Genomic DNA, 23,235 nt, shown 5'->3' on the forward strand with positions numbered 1-23,235 from the left:
CATTCGTTATACCAATGACGCGTTGCTTTTTCGTCAAACCAGAAGCGAATATTACCGCGGTTAACGAGGGCTTGATTATAGTGAGACCAGTTTGTGATTTTGCTCATTGTTGTTGCACGGGCTAGTAAAATATAGATGATCTGATCACAGGCTGGCAAGATAGTTCAAACTTTTAGGAAACAACGCTTAGCGGAAGTGTTTATTGGCAGTTTGCAATCAGACTTAAGCTCGTTACAAGAAAACTTAAAAAGTCAAAATTCAGCAAAGATTTCTGCTTCAATACACAAACTTAAAGGCGCAATTGTCATGCTGCAATCCCCCCCTTTGTCAGAACTTATTGTGACAACGGAAAGTAGCTTTAATCAGCAGCATGACACATTAATTGTTGAGAAGTTAATTGCTGAATTAAATGATGTCATAGATAAAATTAAGCTATGGCTATAATGAAAAAATAGGATAAATAATAAACATTGAATAGATTATTTCATTAAATCAACATATACTAGTTGGTGTTGAACATTTAACTAACTTTTAATTTTTAAGCGAGCTCTCAATGAAAGAAATCCGATCTTTTGTAAAATCTGCGTCATTATCTGAATTAGAAAAAGCAAAACAGCTAATTGACGCAGCAATCGAGAAATATACTCAACAGCAAGAAGCTAAAAAAGAAGTACTCGATTTACTAAAAGAAAAAGGACTTACATTAGAAGATCTACAGGATGTAGCAACAACAGATAAACGTACTAAGGTTAAACCAAAGTACCGCATCGAATTTAATGGCGAAATTGTTGAGTGGACAGGCCGTGGCAAACGTCCTAAAGCATTTCAAGGTGTCGATTTAACAAAACACCTCGCTTAATTTTTGCTTTAAAGAATATCAAGGGAAGCGTATGCTTCCCTTTTTTATGTCGATTATAGTCCGATAACATGAAGTACGTACTCAGACCCTACCAACAAGAGGCCGTAGCACGCACGGTTGCTCACTTTCGACAAACTGACGACGCCGCGCTGATTGTTTTACCAACAGGGGCTGGAAAAAGCCTTGTTATTGCTGAACTTGCGCGCATTGCTAAACAAAAGATTATGGTGCTCGCGCATGTTAAAGAATTAGTAGAGCAAAACGCCGAGAAATATATGAGCTTTGGTTTTAAGGCGAGTATTTTTTCTGCGGGGTTAAAGCAAAAGTCTTTAACAGAGCAAGTCACCTTTGCAAGTGTACAATCACTAGCACGCAATACAGAAAAGCTCACTGATGCTTACTCTTTGTTGATCATTGATGAATGCCACCGTGTAAGCGGTGATGAACAAAGTCAGTACGGGCAGGTGATAGCGAGTCTAAAAAAACAAAATCCCAATCTTAAAGTACTTGGCTTAACCGCAACACCATTTCGTATGGGGATGGGTTGGATTTACCATCATCACTATCATGGTTTTGTTAGAGGTGATAAAGGTGCACCGTTTAAAAAGTGTATTTTTGAGCTACCACTGCGCTATATGATCAAGAACGGCTATTTAACGCCGCCCCATGAAGTCGATGCAGCCATTAGCCATTATGACTTTTCATCATTACCGATTGATTCATTTGGTCGGTATAGTATTGAGAATATGAATGCGTTATTGAAAGATAATACACGCGCAACAAAAGCGATTATCAAGCAAGTTATAGAATACAGTGAACAGCGTCATGGCGTGATGATCTTCGCAGCAACCGTAATGCACGCCAAAGAAATTACCAGTTACTTACCTGAGGATAGTACGGCACTTATCACGGGTGATACTGATAATAACGAGCGTGACCGAATTATTAATCAATTTAAAGCAAAACAAATAAAATATTTAGTAAATGTATCCGTACTCACGACGGGTTTTGATGCGCCTCATGTCGATTATATTGCGATTTTACGTCCCACTGAGTCGGTCAGTTTATACCAACAGATTGTTGGTCGAGGCCTTCGTTTAAGCGAAGGAAAAAAAGACTGCTTAGTGATTGATTATGCAGGTAACGGCTTTGATTTATTTTACCCTGAGGTCGGCAGTAAAAAAGCGCAAAGTGATAATGAGCCTGTTCAAGTGCCGTGTCCAGGCTGTGGATTTGCGAATATATTTTGGGGTAAAACAGACAGCGAAGGCAAAGTGGTTGAGCATTTTGGTAGGCGCTGCCAAGGCTTGCTGGACGATGGTGAAGAACAAGTACAGTGCGATTATCGTTTTCGGTTTAAAGAATGTGAGCAGTGTGGTGAACAAAATGATATTGCTGCAAGGCAGTGTCAGTCCTGTGGTGCTATGATGGCAGACCCTGATGATAAACTACGAGAAGCACTAAATTTAAAAGATGCCTTGGTATTGAGGTGTAGTGGTTTGTCAGCTCAGGTGCTCGCAAAAGGGTTACTTAAAATTAGCTATTATGATGAAGATGGAGCCAGTTGTGATGAGGTATTTAACTTAGCAAATGACACCGGACGTTTTATTTTTAATAAGCAGTTTGGTAAGCGAGCAGCACCTGGTTTTACCCCAATAGATTGGCAAAGCGCGGAGCAGGTTGTCAATTTACAACAGCAACTACTTGCACCCGATTTTGTGATTGCGCGTAAAAATAAAAAATACGGTTGGAAAGTGGCTGAAAAGCTATTTGATTATCAGGGCAATTTTCGTAAGGCGAATCAATTAAATTGATCCCCTTACGAGATTGCGGGAATGGCTTATTCTTCTTCGGCCATCAACCCCCAACCATCGCCATAACCATTATGGCTATTAGCAATGCTTTCTAAGTATTGTTCTGTTTGGCTAAGTAAGCTGTGATCTGGCACCATCTTCACACGAGTAATTACTTCCCACACCCCTGTATCTGGGCATTTGGCTAACTCTGTTGAAGGGGCAAGTTCATCACTTGTAATGGCTTCAGCAAATTTTTCTGCTTCAGGCTTTTGTTCAAAAAGAATATAGAAATCGATAGTTTGCATACTGGTTAAATCGACACCAGCGTCAGCAATTTCAGCTAATAATTGACCGTTTTCGTCATCAGGGAAGTGCATTTAGTCGCTCATTCATTATAAATCTAGGTATTATCCGCTATTGTAGCGAAAATAATTGTTTAACGCGTACTAATTTTAACATTTCAATTATGTCAGTGGCTATTGCACTGTGCTAGTATCTTTTTGTACTCATTTTAGATTATGACTCTTCCAAAAAAGTAAGGATATTTTTTGTATACTCGGCATTTCTTTTTTGTCTTTTTATTTATCTGCTTTTCATACAGCCAGCTTGCATTAAGTGCGGCAACGGTAATTAAAGATTATAAAATTCAAGGGATCAGTGATGATCTCGAAAAAAACGTTGAGCTTTACATTAAGCAACTGGTCGATGAAAAAACTTCTAAGGCATTAAGGCGTCACGCTAAAAGCCAAGTTGAAATGAGTTTAAAGGCGCTTGGTTATTATAAGCCGATAATCAAAATTAGTTTCGATGATGCTCAGCAGCTTTTAATTGTTGATGTTCAACGTGGTCCTGCTACCCGTATTGCAGATATTAACGTGACTATCACGGGTGCCGGTAAAGATGACGCTGAATTTATGTCTGCCGTCAACAGCATCAAAATCAAACAAGGTGACTTTTTAAATCACGGTAAATATGAGGCCGCAAGAAAACGTATTGAAAGCCAACTATTAGACTTAGGCTATTTTGATGCAAAATGGCATGAGCATAAATTGGCAGTTTCGCTAAAAAATAATAGCGCAAAAGTCATTTTCAATGTCGATACTGGGCCTCGTTATCAGTTTGGTGACATCACAATTGGTAGTGAGACTCCAGCCGAAAAATACATTCGTTCGCTGGCTGAATTTAAACAAGGTCAGCCTTATAAAGCGACCGAGGTTTCTGATTACAACTTAGCACTGTCGAGTACCCCTTACTTTACCAGTGTTCGTGTGTATGCTGATATTGCAAAACGTAAAAATAACCAAGTGCCTGTCAACGTTGATGTATTACACAAACCTGCCAATAGTTATGAAGTGGGTGGCGGTTATAGCACTGACCTTGGACCAAAAGTCCGTTTCAAATGGACCAAGCCTTGGATCACTGAAGATGGTCACTATTTAGAAAGTAACCTTAATGTATCTGAGCGCCAGCAAGATATTTCACTTGGCTATACGGTGCCAGTTGACGACCCTAATGATGATCTTTGGCGCTTTTCTGTGGGTTACAAGCTCGAAGATGAATTAACCAATGATTTATACAGCCGTATATTCACGGGGCAGCTTCAGCGGCAGTGGCTCACTGATGACGATTGGGTACGTACTGCTTTTTTAAGACGCGATTACGAGACCTATCGAATAGGGGATGAAGAACAAAGCGCAAAAATGCTGATGCCTGGTATTAGTTATGCTAAAAAAGACACCGAGGGGGGCACAACGCCTTATGAAGGCTATCAATGGATGATGTCAGTAGAGTTTGGTTTAAAAGATATGATGTCTTCAACCAATATTTTGCGCTTACAACTGCAAAATGCCTGGTTAACTACTTTTGCAGAACGCCATATGCTGTTTTTAAGAGCCAATCTAGGTGCCATGTTGGTCGATAATATAAATGATGTGCCGTTATCACTGCGTTTTTATGCCGGTGGTGATCAGAGTGTACGTGGTTTTGCCTATGAATCTATTTCCCCTGAAGATGAGGAAGGGCGCCTAATTGGTGGTAAATATTTAATGAGTGGCACTGTTGAATATAACTATCAATTTGCTGAGCATTGGCGCGCAGCCTTATTTGTCGATAGTGGTACAGCGACTAATGATTTTAGTGATCGCGTCGAAGTTGGTGCCGGTTTTGGTTTTCGCTATTTAACACCGGTTGGCCCTGTACGTATCGACCATGCTTGGGGTTTAACAAAAGAAAGCAAAAGTACCCGATTAAGTATTACCATAGGGCCTGAAATCTAATGAAGATGTTAAAAAAGATAACCAAGGTTCTATCAATCACGTTGGCAAGTCTGCTAGTTATTGTGTTTTGTTTATTATTCACCGCACCTGGTAATCACTTTATTGCATACACAGCGAATAAGTTAGTTGATGGCTTAAAAATCAACCTACCATCTGGGCGTTTTTTATATAACGATGCGTTTGATGTTCATTTTGAAAATCAAGGCATCAAGCTTGAGGCAAAGCAGCTAAAAATTGATTTATTCTGGTGGCGTTGTGATGGTATCTGCCTAGATAATTTAAGTGCCCAGTCGATTGATCTAAGCATTAAAAGCCAAGCTGTATCAACTGAGCAGAGCACTGAAGCAGAGCCTGAAGCTGAGCAAGCTGGTCAAATCAACTTACCAATGAAAGTTGCTGTTAAGCGAGTTGCAATTAATCGCTTTAATCTTGCGCATCCGAGTGCCGATGTAACAGTCAACAAATTAAACTTAAGTGGTCGCGGCGAAGCATCGGATATTACAGTGGATACACTGACCATTGCTGATGTTGCTGTGATGCTACACGAAGCAAAAGAACAGCCTAAATCAGCCCCATTAACAGAGCTGCCAGCATTACCAGCAATTGATATTACGCTACCAATTAATGTTGAGTTAAAGCAATTTCAAATCAGTAAAGTTGCTGTTACCCCTTATGGTGCTGAAGAGGCTCAGCTTGTAGAAAATATCGAATTAGTTGCGTCTGCTAAGGGGAGCGATATTAATCTTGAAAAGCTTGCTGCAAGTTATCAGCAATGGCAATTGCACTCTAATTTAATGGCAGAGCTTTCTGGTGAAAATACAATTGAGGGAGCAGTGTCTGTAAAAAGCACTGAGCATCAAGCTAAGTTATCGCTTTGGGGCCCGCTTGAGGATTTAAAGTTAGATTTAGTAACGCAAGGAACATACCCAGCAGAGTTAAAAGGGGCTGTGAACCTAAAACAAACAAATTACCCATTTGATTTAACAGGCCAGATAGCAAAGTGGCAAATTACGACAGATACACAACAGTTGCAATTATCGGACTTTGATTTAAAAGCCAAAGGCCATGCCGATGCTTATGCTTTCGATTTGAGCTTAGTCACGCAGTTAGGTGCATTACCTGCGATGACCATGAAATCGCAATTACAGGGTAGTTTAACAAACGCAAAACTTGAGCAGTTAAGCCTCAATGCTAATGACAGTAAAGCAGACATTAACGCATCAGTTGATTGGTCGAACGGGGTAAAAAGCGAGTTTAAAGGGGTTTTAAGCCACTTAAAAGCCCAATACTTAACGGATGCATTAAGCAGTGATTTATCTGGTGAATTTAATGGTTCATTTAACTTACAGGCAGATGAGTGGCAGCTTGCCTTAGATAACACGCAATTAAATGGTTCAGTTAATGAAGTGCCAGTGACCTTGTTGTCGGATTTTGAACTTGATAGCAGCCTGCATGCGAGTTTTAAAAAACTTGAAGTGAAAAGCGGTAAAAATGAAATTGCGCTATCCGGACAAGTGGATGATGTATGGCGTGTTGACGGTAAATTGCGTCTAGATGCAAGTGGTCAAGATATCTTGCCTATGCAAGGCAAGGGCTTTGCAGATTTGAGCTTACGGGGTGAGCGTCTTGCGCCAACGGTTGATTTAAATCTAGTCCTTAATACTTTGAGTTATCAAGATATTCAGGTTGATGGTTTAACATTAAAAGGGCAATTTGATTACGCAGCAGATTGGCAAACGGATGTGTCACTGGTGCTCGATTCTGCATCGATCAGCGAACACAAAATTAATCAAATTGAGTTAGACGCCAGTGGCGATAAAACAGATCATCATTTAACTTTTTTACTCGATGCAGATCAAGGCAAGGCATCATTTGATGTAGACGGTAAGTTTAATAAAGAGACCTGGCAAGGTGCGCTAAGCCAAATTCTTGTTACCGATAATCAGGTGCGCTTTGGCACTGATAAACCGGTTAATATTCAAGTAAATACCAAAACCTTTGACTTTAATGTTGGCGCGCATTGCTGGCAAAGTGATAACTCAAAACTATGTTTTGATACCTTGCAGCAAACTAAGCAATTAGGCCAGTTAAATGCACAGCTTGCAGCGCTATCTATTGCTGAATTTAAACACTTCTTACCCGATAACTTGAAAGTAACTGGCGATGCAAACGGGGAGTTAGTTGCTAATTGGAATAATGGTGCATTGAAAACGATTCGTGCCAATATCAAAACTCAGCAGCTTGAAGCATCTTTAATTGATGACGCAAATGTTTATAAATTACCGATAGAGGTTTTAGATATCTCGGCAATGAGCGATGCGCAAACGGGTAAACTTAATGCCACAGTTGATTCATCTGTATTAGGTAAAGTAACCTCAGAGCTCAACATTGATGATATTCAATCTCAACAGACCTTAGCGGGCGACTTGGTTATTGAGAAAATTGAGTTAACAAACTTACGACCCTTTATTGCATCACTTGAGCAATTAACAGGCGACATAAAAGGCCGGTTAGCAATCGCAGGTACTTTAAAAGAGCCATTACTCAATGGTGACTTTGATGTCGAAAAAATCAATCTAGAAGGGGCAACCTTGCCGGTGTCGCTGCAAAACTCTTATGTGAACATTGCCTTTAATAACCAAAGTGCAAAGCTCACTGGCGAGCTCAAAGACACCGAAGGGGGCGCGCTTAATTTATCTGGCGGTGTTGATTGGCAGCAAGATTTACCGGACGTTGACGTAAAGTTAAACGGTAAAGAGTTTTTTGTGCGTGCTCAGCAAGATGTCACCTTTAAAGTGTCTCCAGACTTAACTATGTCGTTAAAAAATAATGCGTTTAATCTTGATGGCCAAGTCGTCGTGCCATGGGGACGTATTGCGATTGAAGAGCTACCAGAAGGTGCTGTGCAAGTCAGCGATGATGAAGTCATTGTTGATATTGAGCAGCAACAGTCAGAAAAAGTCCCCTTTAATTATGCTATTAACTTAAAGGTGTTGGTTGAAAATGATGTGCGCGTTGACTCGTTTGGCTTACAGTCGAAAGTTGAAGGTGACATAAACATCAGCATGGACCAAGTTACGCCGATGATAGCAACGGGTGAGTTGAACCTAGTTCAAGGTACCTATCGTGCTTTTGGTCAAGACTTGCAAATTCGTACCGGTCAGGTGGGCTTTAGCGGCTCAATTGATAAACCGTACTTGAACATTAAGGCAATTCGTAATCCAGACAACACCTCGAATGGCGTGATTGCGGGTATTACCTTAACGGGTAATGTTGAACAGCCTTCATTAAAAGTATTCTCAGAGCCAGCGATGGACCAAGCCCAAGCATTGGCTTATTTATTAAATGGGCAACCTCTTGATGAAGGAGATAGTTCAACAGATGCGATGCTCACCCAATTATTGCTTGCCCAAGGTGTAAACCGTAGTGAGGGTGTGGTATCTAAAATTGGTGAAAGCTTTGGTTTGTCTGATGTCAGCTTAAGTTCAAGCGGCAGCGGGGATGACACCAAAGTTGAAATATCTGGCTATGTTACACCGGGTATTCAAGTGAAATACAGTGTCGGCATTTTTGATTCACTAAGTGAAGTGGCAGTTCGTTATCAATTGTTGTCGCAATTGTATATTGAGGTCACCAGCGGCCTTTATCAAAATGTTGATATTCTTTATAAATTTGATTGGGACTAATACCTCTACTTGTGACCAAACATCGCTTTTACTTGCTTATTAGGGCATAAGTTAATAGGCTGAATTGTCAATTACTTAAAAGATAATAACAATGAAATTAAGTCTATTAACTCTGTGCCTTGGCGTAGTTTTAGCTGCACCAATTGCTGCAAAAGAAACAAGTCAAAAACGTTCCGCTGGCGAAATCATTAAAACCGCAAATAGTAGTGAGTGGCGAAAAGTCAGTGCCGAAAACGTCATTAAATTAACCTTACCTACGGGGGCTGCTTATATTGAACTAAACGATACACTAGCGCCCATTCATGCAAATAACTTGCGACAGCTTGCCAAAGAAGGGTTCTATCAAGGCCTAAGTGTGTACCGATTTGTTGAGGGGTTTGTCGCGCAGGGCGGGGATGTGAGTGAAAATAAACCCGTTAAAAATGCCAAAAAAGGGTTACCCGCTGAGTTTTATCTACGCACAGAGACTCCCTTAGTGATTACAGAGCTGAAAGGGCCTGATGGCTATGCCGCTAAAACGGGCTTTTTAAATGGCTTTGCTGTGGCACAAAACCAAGACCAAACCGAAACATGGCAGGTACATTGCCCAGGAATTTTTGCCATGGCCCGCGATAATGATATTAATTCCGGTGGTACCGAATTTTATGTCACCATCGGCAATAGCCAGCGCTATTTAGACCGTAATATCACCGTGTTTGGTCGTGTTTTAGAAGGCATGGAGCATTTTAATCTATTGCAGCGTAAAGCCACTGAAGGTCAGGCATTTAATCCCATCACAGATATGCAAGTACTAGCAGATATTAAAGACACAGATAAAAGTGAGTTTCGGGTGATGAAAACAGACTCAAATGCCTTTAAAGACCTCATCGAAGCACGTAAAAATCGAGTAGAAGCATGGTTTGTTGAAAGCCCTGATTTTATCGATGTTTGTGCAATGCCAATCCCAACCGAACGGATTAAATAAAGCCATGACCACCTGATAGATTATTTGATACAATATCAGTCTATTGGTTAAGAAATATAAGGGTATCGGGTGGTTAACCTAGGTCCGCTGTTCGGCGAATTAAAAACGTGTTTACGCAAAGATCAATTCATCTTCAAAAAACGCCTTCATGGTATTAAAAAAATCAACGATGAAACTAAGCAAGCAAACATAGCGCAAAAAATAGCAGAAGATATTAGTCGTTCGCAGCAATTGCGCGAGCAACGTTTGGCTGCATTGCCTAAAGTGACCTACCCAGAGCAACTTCCTGTTAGCCAAAAGAAAGATGACATTAAACAGGCGATTGCCAATAACCAAGTGGTGATCATTGCCGGTGAAACTGGCTCTGGTAAAACGACGCAGATCCCAAAAATGTGTTTAGAGCTTGGCCGCGGTGTTGACGGATACATTGGCCACACCCAGCCTCGCCGACTCGCGGCTCGAAGTGTCGCGAATCGTATTGCTGAAGAAATGCAATGCGAGCTAGGTCAACAAGTGGGTTTTAAAATTCGTTTTAGTGACCAAGTTTCTGACAATAGCTATATTAAATTGATGACAGACGGTATTCTGCTGGCTGAAATTCAACAAGACAGATACCTAAATCAGTACGATACCATCATCATCGATGAAGCCCACGAACGTAGCCTGAATATCGATTTCATCTTAGGCTATTTAAAAAATTTACTGCCAAAACGTCCTGACTTAAAAGTTATTATTACCTCAGCGACGATTGACCCAGAGCGTTTTTCTAAACATTTTGATGATGCACCCATCATCGAAGTATCCGGTCGAACTTTCCCAGTAGAGGTTCGTTATAGACCAACCACTGAAATCAACAAAGACGAGATGGAAGCGGATGGTGACCAATTACAGGGTATTTTTGATGCCGTTGATGAGCTTTGCGATGAAGGCCCTGGCGATATTCTGATTTTTATGAACGGTGAACGAGAAATTCGCGATACCGCTGATGCGTTATCAAAGCGAAACCTCAAAGGCACGGATGTTTTACCGCTATATTCGCGTTTATCAAACGCAGAACAAAACCGAATTTTTGCGCCGCATAGCCGCCGTCATATTATTTTAGCTACCAACGTGGCTGAAACATCACTAACGGTGCCGGGTATTCGCTATGTTATCGACCCTGGTACCGCGCGCATCAGCCGTTATAGCTATCGTACCAAGGTACAACGATTACCGATTGAGCCAATTTCACAAGCCAGTGCCAATCAGCGTAAAGGTCGCTGTGGTCGTATCGAAGCGGGTATCTGTATTCGTTTGTATAGCGAAGAAGACTTTAATTCGCGCCCAGAGTTTACTGATCCTGAAATTTTACGCACCAATTTAGCATCTGTTATTTTGCAAATGCTTGGTTTAGGGCTTGGCGACATGCAGCAGTTCCCGTTCGTGCAAGCGCCAGATAGCCGAAATATCAACGATGGTTTAACGCTACTTGAAGAGCTCGAAGCCATTAAGCCAGCTAAACGTCATAAAAAGACTGAGCTTACTAAATCAGGCAGAAGTTTAAGCCGTTTACCAGTTGATCCACGGTTAGCTAAAATGGTGCTGACTGCCGATGGCTTAGGTGCACTGCGTGAAGTGATTATTATTGTTGCGGCATTGTCGATTCAAGACCCAAGAGAGCGACCACAAGAAAAACGCGGTGCAGCGGATGAAAAGCATGGCCGTTTTGATGACCCTGATTCAGACTTTATCGCCTTTTTAAATCTGTGGAATTACCTTGAAGAGCAGCAATCTGAATTGAGCAATAGCCAGTTTAGAAAGTTATGCCAAAAGGACTTTTTAGCTTATATGCGTATTCGCGAATGGCAAGATATTGTTTATCAGCTATCAACGGTATGTAATGAAATGGGCATGAAGGCTACTACAAATGTTGCTGATAGCGAGCGAATTCATCAATCTTTATTAAGCGGTATGTTAAGTCATATTGGTTTTAAAGATGAAAAACAAATTTATAAAGGCGCCCGCAACAGCCAATTCCATATTTTCCCAGGTTCAGGATTATTTAAAAAGAGCCCAAAATGGATTATGTCGGCAGAGCTTGTTGAGACCAGTAAGCTTTATGCGCGGATCAACGCGCGCATAGACTTGAAATGGGTTGAAGGCTTTGCACAGCATTTAGTAAAGCGCAGCTACAGTGAACCGCATTGGGAGAAAAAGCCGGGTGCAGTTATCGCGTTTGAGCAGCAAACCTTGTATGGCCTATTAATTGTTAATAAGCGCCGCTGTGTATACAGCAATATTGATCCTAAAGTAAGTCGCGAGTTGTTTATTCGCACCGCTTTAGTAGAGCAAGAACTGGGTCAAAATGAAGGCTTTTTACAATATAACCAAGAGTTAATTGAAGATATTCAGGTTCTTGAAAATAAATCTCGCCGCCGTGATATTTTAGTTGATGAACAAACCCTGTTTGAATTCTACGACAAGAAAATTCCACAAGATGTAAATAATCGTGCCGCGTTTAATAAGTGGTGGAAAGGGCAAAAGCAAAAAGATAAGCGCTTTTTGCACATGTCTCGAGAAGAATTAATGCAGCATGGTGCTGATCATGTTACCGAGTTTGATTACCCAGATACTTGGCAGCAAGAGAACTTGCTATTACCACTGGCTTATCACTTTGATCCAGGGCAAGCCGTTGATGGTGTTGCGGTACAAATTCCAGTTGCACTGTTAAATCAAGTACAAGAAACTGGCTTTGATTGGCATATTCCTGCATTTAGGCATGAGTTAATTTGTGCGCTTATCAAGTCGCTACCAAAAACGATCCGCCGCAACTTTGTGCCTGCGCCAAACTACGCCGATGCGGTACTTGCTGCAATCGAGCCGATGCAAGGCAACTTAATTGATGCAATTAGTACGCGCTTATTACGTATGACAGGTGTGCGTGTTGAGCCAGATGCATGGGATTTATCAACCCTTGCTCCGCATTTACGCTTACAGTTTGAAGTACGCGATGAACACGATAAGTTACTCGCTCGCGGGTTAAATCTATCTAAACTAAAAGCCCAGTTACAAGGTAAGGTAACGGATACCTTATCGAAAGTAGCCGACAAGGGTATAGAGAAAGCTGATTTGACCGAGTGGAGCTTTGGTGAGTTACCGAGCTCTTACGTGAAAAAGCAAGGTCAATACGAAATCAAAGCGTTTCCAGCGCTGGTGGATAAAAAAGACTCAGCAGCGGTTGAGTTATTTGATAATGAACACAAAGCAAAGCAGGCGCACCAACAAGGTTTACGTCGCTTAGTGTTATTAAACGTGCCATCACCAATTAAGTATTTACAACAAAACTTACCAAACAAATCTAAATTAGGTTTGTACTTTAATCCGTTTGGTAAGGTCAATGACTTAATTGATGACTGTATCGCTGCAGCCGTCGATAGCCTATTAACTAAATACGGCAACATTCGCACTGCAGATGCGTTTGAAAAGGCAAAAGAACAAATTCGCGGCGAGCTCGGTGATACGGTTGTTGAGATCGCTACCCAAGTAGAGCAAGTGTTGAGTATTGCTCATGGCTTAAATAAACGTATGAAAGGACGCGTTGATTTAACCATGATCACGGCGCACGGTGATATTAAATCACAGTTACAAAGCTTAGTTTTCAAAGGTTTTGTTAGTCAGCACGGCGCAGCAAAAATGACGGATTTAATTCGTTACTTAAAAGCCATTGAACGCCGCTTAGAAAAGCTCCCTGTTGATCCTAATCGTGATAGGTTGTGTGTGCTTGAGCTTGAAAAAGTAGCTGAGCAATATCAAAAATTAGCTAATAAAATTCCTAAGGGTATGCCAATTCCTGAAGAGATCAGTGCGATATTTTGGATGCAACAGGAGTTACGTGTTTCTTTATTTGCACAAACACTAGGGACACCTTATCCTGTATCTGCTAAACGTGTTTTAAACGCAATCAAAGAATGTGAGTTATAATACTAAGGAATGAGCAATGGGTTACTCCTTGCTTTAAGTTACAAACACAGATGCTAAAAGGAGATTATGTGGGCATTGAAAAGGAAAGACCGATCTCAGTTCCTGAGCGTACGGTAAATCGACCGCGTCCAACTATTTTGGTCGTCGATGATGAATATTTTAATTTTGAAATGCTCAAAGCAAGCCTTGGGAATGAGTTTTCGTTAAGCTATGCAAACTCAGGCACATCGTGTTTAACATCGGCTATTGCTGAGCCGCCGGATGCTATACTACTCGATGTGTGTATGCCGGGCTTAGATGGTTATGATACCTGCCGATTACTAAAAAACACCCCAGAAACAGAGCAAATTCCTGTTGTCATGGTGTCTGGCCTTGAAACCGAGCTTGAACAAAAAGCAGGGTTTGATGCCGGGTGTGACGCCTATGTAGTGAAGCCTTTTTCTGTTAAAACATTAATAGAGAAAATAAAAACACTGGTATAGGAGGCCATATGTTTCATGAGGAGAAACGCGACTTTCGCCGCATGCAAATTCATACCCCTGCAAAACTGATCCCATTAGATGTTGTTAATGGTGAAGAAATTCAGGCTATGTGCACTGATTTAAGTGCAACAGGGCTGGCAATACACCTTGATGAAGTTTTAGAAATAGGTAGTCTGTATCGGGTGTTAATTGCTTCGACTAGCACGGCGATTACTTCATTTGATGCGACAGCCCGTGTGATTCGGGCAACCAAGGAGCAAGATGGCTCCTTGAGTGCCGGTTTAGAAATTGTAAGTTTTAACTAGTAAACCTTACAGATCAGGCCTTTAAGATAAAAGCCTTCTGGGTAGCTGCCAGCAATTGGGTGGTCGGCAGCTTGGTTTAATCGTTCCATGATTAACAAGTCTTTACCTGCATCAAGGGCAGCATCCGCAACCACTTTTTGAAATAAATTTTGTTCCATTAATCCAGAGCACGAGAAAGTGAGTAAGGTTCCACCTGGTTTTAAGATTTGCATCGCAATCATATTAATATCTTTATAACCACGGCAGGCACCCGTTAATTGCGCTTTGTTGTCAGCAAATTTTGGTGGATCCATAACGATAGTATCAAATTGCACACCTTCATCACGGTATTGGCGCAATAACTTAAAGACATCTTGTTTCACGAAATCAACTTTAGATAAATCAAGGCTGTTATGCTCAACGTTACGCTTAGCGGTATCAAGTGCTGGCTGTGACACATCGACGTTAGTAACGTGCTTACAACCGCCACGCAAAGCATAAAGCGAGAAAGTACCTGTGTAGCTAAAGCAGTTTAATACTGTTTTGTCTTTAACAAAGCGCTCAAGGGCTGCACGGCTATCACGTTGATCTAAGTAAAAGCCTGTTTTGTGGCCTTCAAGAATGTCTACTTCGAGTTTTAAGCCATTTTCTTCAATGACGACTGGCTCTGTTGGTTCTTTACCCCAAAGTAGGCCCTTGATTGGCTCAAGACCTTCTTTGGTACGGACATCAACGTCTGATCGCTCATAAATATCGCAGCCTGGGAAAATGGCCATAAGTGCAGCAACAATTTCACCTTTATGGCGTTCTGCACCGGCACTAAGTAGTTGACACACCAGTACATTATCAAATTTATCGATAGTGATGCCTGGCAAGTAGTCAGACTCAGCAGCGCTTAAACGAAAACCCGTTAAGCCGCCTTCGCTGATCACCTGTTCGCGCGCAGCATAGGCACGGCGCAAACGCTTTTCAAAAAATGCTTGGTCAATGATTTCGTTTTGATCGAAGCTCCATACGCGAGCACGAATTTGCGATTGCGGGCTGTAAGCTGCAATCGCTAAAAACTTACCGTCATTGTCATAGATAGTGACAGTGTCACCTAGTCCTGGCTTACCTTTTACTTTTTTAATGGCTTTAGAGAACACCCAAGGGTGTTTTCTTTTTAATGATTTTTCTCGTCCAGCTTGCAGGTAAATAGCAGATGACATAGGGGTTCTCGCGTCAAACAAAAGGGGGCATAGTTTAATGAAGCACTGGCAAACATACAATGAATGTTTTGAACAAATCCAGTAAGCACGCTAAAGTAAGCATAATTTCAATCAGTTAATGGTGATAGCCAGTATATGCAGCCAGAAATAGACTTTGCAGCTTTAGAAACTCAGTGTCGAGACTTTATTTTGTCTTTACTCCATGCCGATGTCGCACACGATATTAGTCATATTGAGCGAGTAGTGAGGGTTGCAAAACAATTATGTATTGCCGAGCAGGCAGAAATGGCTGTGGTGTTACCCGCAGCTTGGTTACATGATTGTGTTGCGGTTGCTAAAAACCACCCAGACAGGGCAAAAGCATCGACCATGGCTGCAGATAAGGCGTTAAGCTTTTTAGCTTCAATTAATTATCCTGAGCAGTATTTTAGTGCTATTCATCATGCTATTGCGGCACATAGCTTTAGTGCCAATATCAAAGTCCAAAGTGTCGAAGCGCAAATTGTGCAGGATGCAGATCGAATGGATGCATTAGGTGCAATTGGTGTGAGTCGCTGTATGAAAGTAGGGGGCTCAATTGGTCGCTACTTGTATCATAAAGACGACCCATTTTGCTTAAACCGAGAACCTGACGATACAAAATACACCCTAGATCATTTTTTCATTAAGTTGTTGCACATTAGCGAGAGTATGAACACGCCATCAGCAAAAGATGAAGCCAAAAGACGTACAGCTTACATGCTCGAATTTTTAGAGCAGTTAAAAACCGAAATTGGTGAGTAACATGGTTATTCCATCTTTACGTGGTGTTGATCATTGCCACTTAAATGTTGATGATTTAGCGGCTGCTCTAAAGTGGTATCAGCAAGTACTTGGCTTTAATGTTGTACCAGAGCTTGCTTTTTGGGATGAAGGAAAAGGGCCTTTAACTTTAGAAGACCAAGCAAAGACAATTCGTTTAGCACTCTTTGAAGCAGACGGTAGAAGCAAAGGTATTGCCTTTGGCGCAAATGCAGAACAGTTTTTAGCATGGCTTGAGCATCTCGCTCAGTTTGATATTAAAACATTTGTTGCTGACCACGGTGTTACTTATTCAATGTATTTCAAAGATTGTGCTGGTAATAGCCATGAAATTACTTCGCATGATTACGGTGCAATTAAAAAAGGCCTCAAATGAGGCCCTAAGATATTAGCTCGTATAAGTATTTTTGATTTCTATGATGCTATCTATTTGACCGATAAATAAATCAACTAGTTGCGGGTCAAAATGCTTACCGGCTTCGTCTTTCAATAAGTCGATGGCTTCTTCAACCGACCAGGCTTTTTTATAAGGGCGTTTTGAGGTTAAAGCATCAAACACATCTGCAATTGTCACGATACGCCCTTCTATACTTATCTCTTCGCCTTTCAGGCCATACGGATAGCCCGTACCATCCCATTTTTCATGGTGTTCAAGGGCAAGCTTATGAGCAAGCTGTAATAGCGGCGAAGTTGAGTTCTCTAAAATCTTCGCACCGATTAAGGCATGTTGTTTCATGTGCTCGTATTCGTTTTCGTTTAAGCGGCCAGGTTTTAATAGTACTGAATCAGGAATACCTATCTTACCTACATCATGCATAGGCGCTGCCTGTTTAAGCTGTTCGGCTTCGTACTCACTCATGCCATAGGCAAGGGCGAGTACTTTACTGTAACGGCTCATTCTTGCAATGTGCTCACCAGTGTCGGTGTCTTTATATTCTGCGGCGCGGCCTAAACGTTGTATCAAATCAATATGGGCTAATTGCAGTTGTTCAGCTTGCACTAAAGATAAATGATTTTTAACCCGTGCTCTGACAATCGCAGGGCTAATTGGTTTGGTAATATAATCGACTGCACCTAGAGCAAAGCCTTCAGACTCATCCTGCTCATGAGAAAGTGCGGTAACAAAGATAACAGGAATATGAGCGGTTTTAGGGTTTGCTTTTAACACTTTACAGACTTCGAAGCCACTCATGTCGGGCATCATAATATCGAGCAAAATCAACTTAGGAGGTTCATTCTCAATAAGCTGAAGAGCAAGCTCGCCAGATTTTGCAAACGATAAGCGATAATCGTTAGCGAGTACTTCACGGATCACTTTTAAATTGGCTGGTTCATCATCGACGACCAAAATTCTTGCACGTTCTGAGATTTGCGTCATAGGTGTTCCTTAGCAGCTTGGAGAGTGTGCTTTAAAGCTGATAAAGCAGTGCTTGCTGCATCAAAGTCAAAGTTTTCAAAATGCGCACAAATTTCAACAACCTGCTCTTGGTAGGTTGCCGGTGCTTGGGATTGCACTTGGCTTAATAAATCATCGTCTATTTCTGCATGCTCAGCTTGCGCTTGCAGTGCCTCAATTTGGCTAATAAATGCCCCCAACGACGTTTCGTGTATGGGTTGCTGTTGTGAACTAGACTGCGGCTGATCTGCAAGCAATGCAATCAGCGTTTGCCATTCCTGTTCGCACTCGGCAATGAGTGTAGGGAAGCTTTCCTTTTCACGTTCTTTCTCAGCGTTTGATAACAAGTATAATAATTTTGCTAGTGCTAAATTACCCGCGACTCCTTTAAGAGTATGCAAAATTGCTTTTTGTTCGTCTTCACTGAGTTTCTGATCCTTCAGTCGTAGAATACTCTGTTGATGATTGCTTAGGAATAAGCCAATTTCCGTATTTAATTTCTCTTTGCTTCCCCACATCAAAACACCTTTGTCGTAGTTGATGTGCTTTTTCTCATCACCGACTTTATTGTTAGTGATTTTATTTACTTCTAAACCAAGCACTTTCGCAATTTCATGGTTCAGCTGGTTAATATCAACGGGTTTATTTGCAAAGCCATTCATACCGGCTTGTTTAGTGGTAATTTTATCTTGTTGTAAAACACTCGCCGTCAACGCGATGATAGGTGTAATTTTTAAGCATCTGATTTTCTCTATTTCGCGGATTTCTTTACAGGCCGTAATGCCATCACATTCCGGCATATGTATATCCATCAAAATCACATCAAAGCTTTGCTGTTCAAATGCTGCAATGGCTTCAAGGCCATTTTGAGCCGTACTGATGGTGTGCCCAGCTTGCGATAATAAAATGTTCAGTAGCTCAACATTTTGCTCAATGTCATCAACCACTAATATGCGAAGTTTTGGTAAGTTTAATTGATTACAAGTTAGGGTATCGACTTGGCTGATATCACCTTCTTGTAAAGGTAGGGTAAAGTAGAAGCAGCTGCCTTTACCTTCTTCACTAATAGCACCAATTGAACCACCCATTAACTCAACAAGCTGCTTACTAATAGTTGTGCCAAGACCTGTGCCACCAAATCGGCGTGTCATGGTGCCGTCGGCTTGTTCAAATGGCTGGAAAATAGCTTCTAAGCGGTGCTTGGCTATGCCAATACCACTGTCTTGCACTTCGAAAAACAATTGTTTGTTTTGAGTTTGACTCACCGTAATTGTGACAGACCCTTGCTCGGTAAATTTAATGGCATTACCGATGAGATTATTCATCACTTGGCGAATGCGAGACTCATCGCCAATATAAATGGGCGCAACACTATCAGCGATAATCAAATCAAGCAGAATATCTTTACGCTTCGCTTCAAGCCAAAAAGTCGAGACGATATTGTCGAGCAAGGCTTGTAAGTTAAAGTGCTCAGCCTGAATATCGAGTTTGCCTTTTTCTAGTTTTGCAGAATCTAGTACTTCATTGAGCAAATGCAGCAGTGAGCGAGCTGATTTATTGACGGTAATAATATGTTTTTGTTGCTCTTTACTGAGTGGGCTATCCATTAATATGTCGCTAAAGCCGATTATGGCATTCATTGGCGTGCGTATTTCATGGCTCATGTTTGCCATAAATGATTGTTTTGCTTGTGCTGCGGCTTCAGCTTCTTGTTTAGCCTTTTTGAGTGATTCTTCATATTCGTGACGAGCGGTGATATCGATAAGTACACCATCGATCCACTTTTGTTCAGAATCACTACTTTCATTAATTGTTCCTTGGTCTAAAACCCACACAACGTTTCCATTTCGATGGCGAATGCGGTACTCAACCGCATATTGGTTTTTTTCAGCTATGGCTTTTTCCATAACTTCATCAATATGCGCTACATCATCGTTATTAATGATTTGAGCAAATGTAACTGTGCCATCGGTAAACTCTTCAGGGCTGTAACCAGTTAAGTCAGCAACACTGGGGCTTATAAATTTCATTGTCCAGTGCTCATCTAACAAACAACGAAATACAGCGCCGGGAGTATTGTTCATTAAAGTACGATATTGCTTTTCTTTTTCTTCGAGACTTTGCTGCAGTGCACGTTGCTCAGTTAAATCGGTTATAAAGCCTACAAACAATGTTTCTGCGTTAGGTTGCTTCACTTCACCAAGACCTAACCGAATCGGGAATAAATGACCATCTTTATGTTTTGCAAACACATTTCGGTTAACGCCAATCACTTTTTTAACTTCATGTCTGCTACTGTCCGCTAAGTAACCATCATGTTGAGCGGCTATATCGTCGTTCATTAATAGTTTTACGTTTTTACCTAACACTTCATCTTGTCGCCAACCAAAAATAGTTTCTGCGGATTTATTAAAGCTTAAAATAATGCCATGAATATTAATTGTTACGATGCCATCTATTGCAGTGCCTAAAATAGCATCCAAGCGCGACTCTTCTGCTGATTTTTCTGCCAGTAATAAGCGAAAACGTACCATGCCGTTAATAATACCAACCAGAGCGGTTAATAATACGGTGGCAAATGAAACGCTAATGGCGATAAAAGTGAGTTGTGAGGTTTGAACGTTTTCAGATAACAAAGGTGAGGTTGCAACAAAGCGAGTGGCGGCCATTCCCATATAGTGCATACCAGCCACAGCAAAGCCAAAGATAATGGCGCAAATGACACGGGTTTGAAACACAGTGAGTTTTTTAAAATACTCACCTAGGTGAAACCGCGCATATAAGCCGACAAAAGATAATGCAACAGCCATCACAATAGATGCTGCAAACCAAGCTGGGTCGTAGCGAAGCAGCGGACTCATTTGCATGGCTGCCATCCCAGAGTAGTGCATTGCACCAATGCCAGAGCCAAGTAATACAGAGCCAATGAGTAGCTTTATTGTTGTTGGTATTTGCTTTAAATCTTTGCGTTTCAAAAATGAAAATGCGGTATAGCAGGCTAAAAATGCAGGAATAAATGAAAAAAATGTCAGTGTAGGGTCGTACTCCACGGTGGTGCATAATGAAAAAGCTAGCATGCCGATAAAGTGCATACTCCAAATCCCACCTGACATTACCAAGGCACTTGTTGCACTGCCTAATTTACGGTACGAATCAAATTGAGTTCTATTTGCTAGATCAATGATATGGAGTGAAAAATAAGCAGCAAAAATAGCCGTAGCAATAGAAAGAGCAACTAAGCTTGGATCATAGACACCACTTACTATTAAGCTGGGGTCTTGATCGGTGATAAAAAATTTCGCGAGCATAATATTTTTTTGAAACGGCTTATTATAGCAGTCTAATACAAATTGTTCTGAATTTAGAGAAAAACCTATCACTTAAGTACGTAGGATTCAAAACCTTGGCTATATTTAATTAAAAAGGAGTAGTTCGAGGTGGGTAGATGAGAAGAACCGAGCAAACATTAGTTGAGCAAATGCAGATTAATGATGTAGAAATCCAACACAGAATGAGCTTATTAGGGCTGACTTCAAATAGTCTGTCATCTCTTTTGAACTATAAACCTATAATCGAATCAGCCATCGAAAATGTAGTGAATGAGTTTTATAAAAAACAAACCGAAGTGGATGAAATTTCGTTACTAATTGGTGATGCAGATACTTTAACACGACTCAGAGATGCACAAAGGCAGTATATAATCGATTTATTTTGTGGTCGTTACGAGCATGAATATGTTAACAACCGTCTACGGATTGGTATGGTGCATAAGCGTATTGGGGTTGAGCCAAAGCTTTACTTATCGGCGGTGTGTACTTTAAAAGAGCTCATTTTTAATGTGCTTCGCACCACAATAAGCGATCAAGATGAGTTAAATCAGACCCTTACCATCATTGATAAATTGATTTACTTTGATACGACGTTGGTCTTTGATACTTATATCGACAGCTTAGTGGGTGAAATTGAAAATGCGAAACGCCGCACCGAAGTCTATGCGAAAGGCCTTGAAGAAAAAGTCGCTCAGCGCACTCAAGAACTTGAGAAACTCGCTAAACTCGACCCACTCACCAACCTCTACAATCGCCGTGTAATGCAAGAGCTATTACAACGCGACCTTGCCAGAGCCAGACGTCACAAATCACCATTAACGGTTGTTTATTTTGATTTAGATGACTTTAAGTCAGTGAATGACACACAAGGCCACTTAAAAGGTGACGAAGTCCTTAAATATATAGGCCAATACTTACTTGAAAATATTCGCGAGATTGATATACCGTGCCGTTATGGCGGCGATGAATTTTGCATCATCTTACCCGATTGCGAGTTAGATAGCGCCTTTACTATTTGTGAAAAACTTATAGCCGCATTTGAACAACAATACCCTGAGCTTCATCTAAGTTTTGGTCTTATTGCAGCGCCACTTGATAGCACGGTAGATGCTGAAGAGTTAATTAATCGAGCCGACAAAAAAATGTATCAGGCAAAAGAGCATAAGGGTTCATACATTATGCGTTAGCGAGTCATACGCTTTACAAAAACAACGACGAATAAAGCAAGCGAAAAGCTACCACAAAATGCTTCTATGGCTGCGATTAACCTCGAAAAACCTATTGGCGTAATGTCACCATAGCCAAGGGTTGTAAAAGTCACCACGCTGAAGTAAAAACTATTCAACAATGCCGACAAATTGCTTTGAAATGAGTTTTCAAAGCTCAGTTGCATCACAGAATCTTGATAACTTACCCCGAATAAGAAATAACAAAATGCACAGCAAATAATGAGTGACAGACTAAAGCGAATGACATTTTCGGGCTTTTCGCCATAACCACATAACATATCTATAAAGCTGGAAGTAATTTGCTTGGTTGAGCCTTTTCGGTATTGCGCATGACGCATTCTTAATTCTTTGTAGGTGAAGTTACCGGCGAGCTCAAAAAGCCCTTGATGTTCAGAGGCTTTTCTTAAATTGCGATATATTTCTTCAGATTGCTCAAATAAGTCTCGTGCTTCATCATGCTGTTTATTTTTACGTGCTTTAAATGCAGCCGCTTCTTGTAATAATTGGTCACCCAATTCGATGTTATCAATTCTGCTGTCGTTGAGCTTAATACCTAGTAAGTTGGTATTTTTTAAATCACAGTAATGCAAACTCGCGCTATGTAAATTAGCTTTCATTAATGAAGCATTGGCTATTTTATTATTAAATAGGTGAGCGCCCGTTAAATTCGCACGATAAAAATTACAATAGGAGAGATCATAACCTTCTTCGTCATCCTGCTTTATTAAGTTAAGTCCTGAAAGGTTCGCTCTTTGCAATTGCAGGCCCTCTAATAAGCCACCTTTTTTTGCATAGCGCTCTAATTTTTGGGTTAGATCTAGCCCTGATTTATCAAATTTACTATCATGCCAAAAGCAAAATCCAGAGCCCATATCTGTTTCTTGGCACTTGTTACCTGTTGGTGAGGTATAACTACAACATGGTTTGTCAGGCATAAAGGTGAAAACTTATTTGTGAGTCATCTT

The 23,235-nt window shown here is 41.0% G+C and carries 17 protein-coding genes; 12 read left to right on the plus strand and 5 right to left on the minus strand.

All coding sequences use genetic code 11. The features are described 5' to 3' along the window. Positions 1 to 195: 195 nt before the first annotated feature. The 3 genes from ABMY41_RS15310 (at position 196) to ABMY41_RS15320 (ending at position 2,673) form a co-directional block, all read left to right on the plus strand. Positions 196 to 444 (plus strand): Hpt domain-containing protein, encoded by a 249-nt coding sequence (locus tag ABMY41_RS15310; protein WP_349275323.1) that lies wholly within the window; start codon positions 196 to 198, stop codon positions 442 to 444. Between the two features lie 109 nt (positions 445 to 553). Further along, on the plus strand, positions 554 to 859 hold the full coding sequence (locus ABMY41_RS15315; RefSeq protein WP_175079753.1) for an H-NS histone family protein: 306 nt from the start codon (positions 554 to 556) through the stop codon (positions 857 to 859). Between the two features lie 68 nt (positions 860 to 927). Further along, the gene (locus ABMY41_RS15320; protein WP_349275325.1) at positions 928 to 2,673 is read left to right on the plus strand and encodes a DEAD/DEAH box helicase; all 1,746 of its coding nucleotides are present in this window, start codon (positions 928 to 930) and stop codon (positions 2,671 to 2,673) included. A gap of 26 nt (positions 2,674 to 2,699) precedes the next feature. On the opposite strand, the gene ABMY41_RS15325 is transcribed toward ABMY41_RS15320, so the two are convergent. Next, positions 2,700 to 3,032 (minus strand): ribonuclease E inhibitor RraB, encoded by a 333-nt coding sequence (locus ABMY41_RS15325; protein ID WP_175083200.1) that lies wholly within the window; start codon positions 3,030 to 3,032, stop codon positions 2,700 to 2,702. 207 nt (positions 3,033 to 3,239) lie between these two features. On the opposite strand from ABMY41_RS15325, the gene ABMY41_RS15330 reads away from it, so the two are divergent. From ABMY41_RS15330 to ABMY41_RS15355, 6 genes are all read left to right on the plus strand, one after another. After that, positions 3,240 to 4,931 (plus strand): autotransporter assembly complex family protein, encoded by a 1,692-nt coding sequence (locus tag ABMY41_RS15330; RefSeq protein WP_349275347.1) that lies wholly within the window; start codon positions 3,240 to 3,242, stop codon positions 4,929 to 4,931. After that, positions 4,931 to 8,617, plus strand: a complete 3,687-nt coding sequence (locus ABMY41_RS15335) for a translocation/assembly module TamB domain-containing protein (RefSeq protein WP_349275327.1) — start codon at positions 4,931 to 4,933, stop codon at positions 8,615 to 8,617. The genes ABMY41_RS15330 and ABMY41_RS15335 overlap by 1 nt, the downstream gene beginning before the upstream one ends. Positions 8,618 to 8,708: 91 nt before the next feature. Continuing rightward, entirely contained in the window at positions 8,709 to 9,581 is an 873-nt protein-coding gene (locus tag ABMY41_RS15340) for a peptidylprolyl isomerase (protein ID WP_349275329.1), read from the plus strand. 69 nt (positions 9,582 to 9,650) lie between these two features. Further along, complete coding sequence (gene hrpA, locus ABMY41_RS15345; RefSeq protein ID WP_349275331.1) at positions 9,651 to 13,541, plus strand: ATP-dependent RNA helicase HrpA; 3,891 nt, start codon at positions 9,651 to 9,653, stop codon at positions 13,539 to 13,541. A gap of 68 nt (positions 13,542 to 13,609) precedes the next feature. Next, the gene (locus ABMY41_RS15350) at positions 13,610 to 14,023 is read left to right on the plus strand and encodes a response regulator (RefSeq protein ID WP_267894693.1); all 414 of its coding nucleotides are present in this window, start codon (positions 13,610 to 13,612) and stop codon (positions 14,021 to 14,023) included. A gap of 8 nt (positions 14,024 to 14,031) precedes the next feature. Beyond that, the gene (locus ABMY41_RS15355; RefSeq protein WP_054564030.1) at positions 14,032 to 14,328 is read left to right on the plus strand and encodes a PilZ domain-containing protein; all 297 of its coding nucleotides are present in this window, start codon (positions 14,032 to 14,034) and stop codon (positions 14,326 to 14,328) included. On the opposite strand, the gene ABMY41_RS15360 is transcribed toward ABMY41_RS15355, so the two are convergent. Then, on the minus strand, positions 14,325 to 15,515 hold the full coding sequence (locus tag ABMY41_RS15360; protein WP_349275334.1) for a class I SAM-dependent methyltransferase: 1,191 nt from the start codon (positions 15,513 to 15,515) through the stop codon (positions 14,325 to 14,327). The genes ABMY41_RS15355 and ABMY41_RS15360 overlap by 4 nt on opposite strands. A 135-nt stretch (positions 15,516 to 15,650) precedes the next feature. Here ABMY41_RS15360 and ABMY41_RS15365 point away from each other — a divergent pair, with 135 nt between their 5' ends. Beyond that, positions 15,651 to 16,298, plus strand: a complete 648-nt coding sequence (locus ABMY41_RS15365) for an HD domain-containing protein (RefSeq protein ID WP_054564028.1) — start codon at positions 15,651 to 15,653, stop codon at positions 16,296 to 16,298. Beyond that, positions 16,291 to 16,692: a VOC family protein gene (locus ABMY41_RS15370; RefSeq protein WP_175083204.1), complete on the plus strand. Its 402-nt coding sequence runs from the start codon at positions 16,291 to 16,293 to the stop codon at positions 16,690 to 16,692. Before ABMY41_RS15365 ends, ABMY41_RS15370 begins: the two co-directional genes overlap by 8 nt. Before the next feature lie 12 nt (positions 16,693 to 16,704). On the opposite strand, the gene ABMY41_RS15375 is transcribed toward ABMY41_RS15370, so the two are convergent. Both ABMY41_RS15375 and ABMY41_RS15380 read right to left on the minus strand, forming a co-directional pair. Next, positions 16,705 to 17,694, minus strand: a complete 990-nt coding sequence (locus tag ABMY41_RS15375; protein WP_175083205.1) for a two-component system response regulator — start codon at positions 17,692 to 17,694, stop codon at positions 16,705 to 16,707. Then, positions 17,691 to 21,020: a PAS domain S-box protein gene (locus ABMY41_RS15380; protein ID WP_349275336.1), complete on the minus strand. Its 3,330-nt coding sequence runs from the start codon at positions 21,018 to 21,020 to the stop codon at positions 17,691 to 17,693. Before ABMY41_RS15380 ends, ABMY41_RS15375 begins: the two co-directional genes overlap by 4 nt. 137 nt (positions 21,021 to 21,157) lie before the next feature. Between ABMY41_RS15380 and ABMY41_RS15385 the strand changes: the two genes are divergently transcribed. Then, positions 21,158 to 22,228 (plus strand): GGDEF domain-containing protein, encoded by a 1,071-nt coding sequence (locus ABMY41_RS15385; RefSeq protein ID WP_175083207.1) that lies wholly within the window; start codon positions 21,158 to 21,160, stop codon positions 22,226 to 22,228. Here the strand turns inward: ABMY41_RS15385 and ABMY41_RS15390 are convergent. Further along, the gene (locus tag ABMY41_RS15390; RefSeq protein WP_054564024.1) at positions 22,225 to 23,205 is read right to left on the minus strand and encodes an ion channel; all 981 of its coding nucleotides are present in this window, start codon (positions 23,203 to 23,205) and stop codon (positions 22,225 to 22,227) included. The genes ABMY41_RS15385 and ABMY41_RS15390 overlap by 4 nt on opposite strands. Positions 23,206 to 23,235 lie beyond the last annotated feature (30 nt).

It is taken from the genome of Pseudoalteromonas sp. BZA4 (assembly GCF_040104395.1).
Lineage (GTDB): Bacteria > Pseudomonadota > Gammaproteobacteria > Enterobacterales > Alteromonadaceae > Pseudoalteromonas.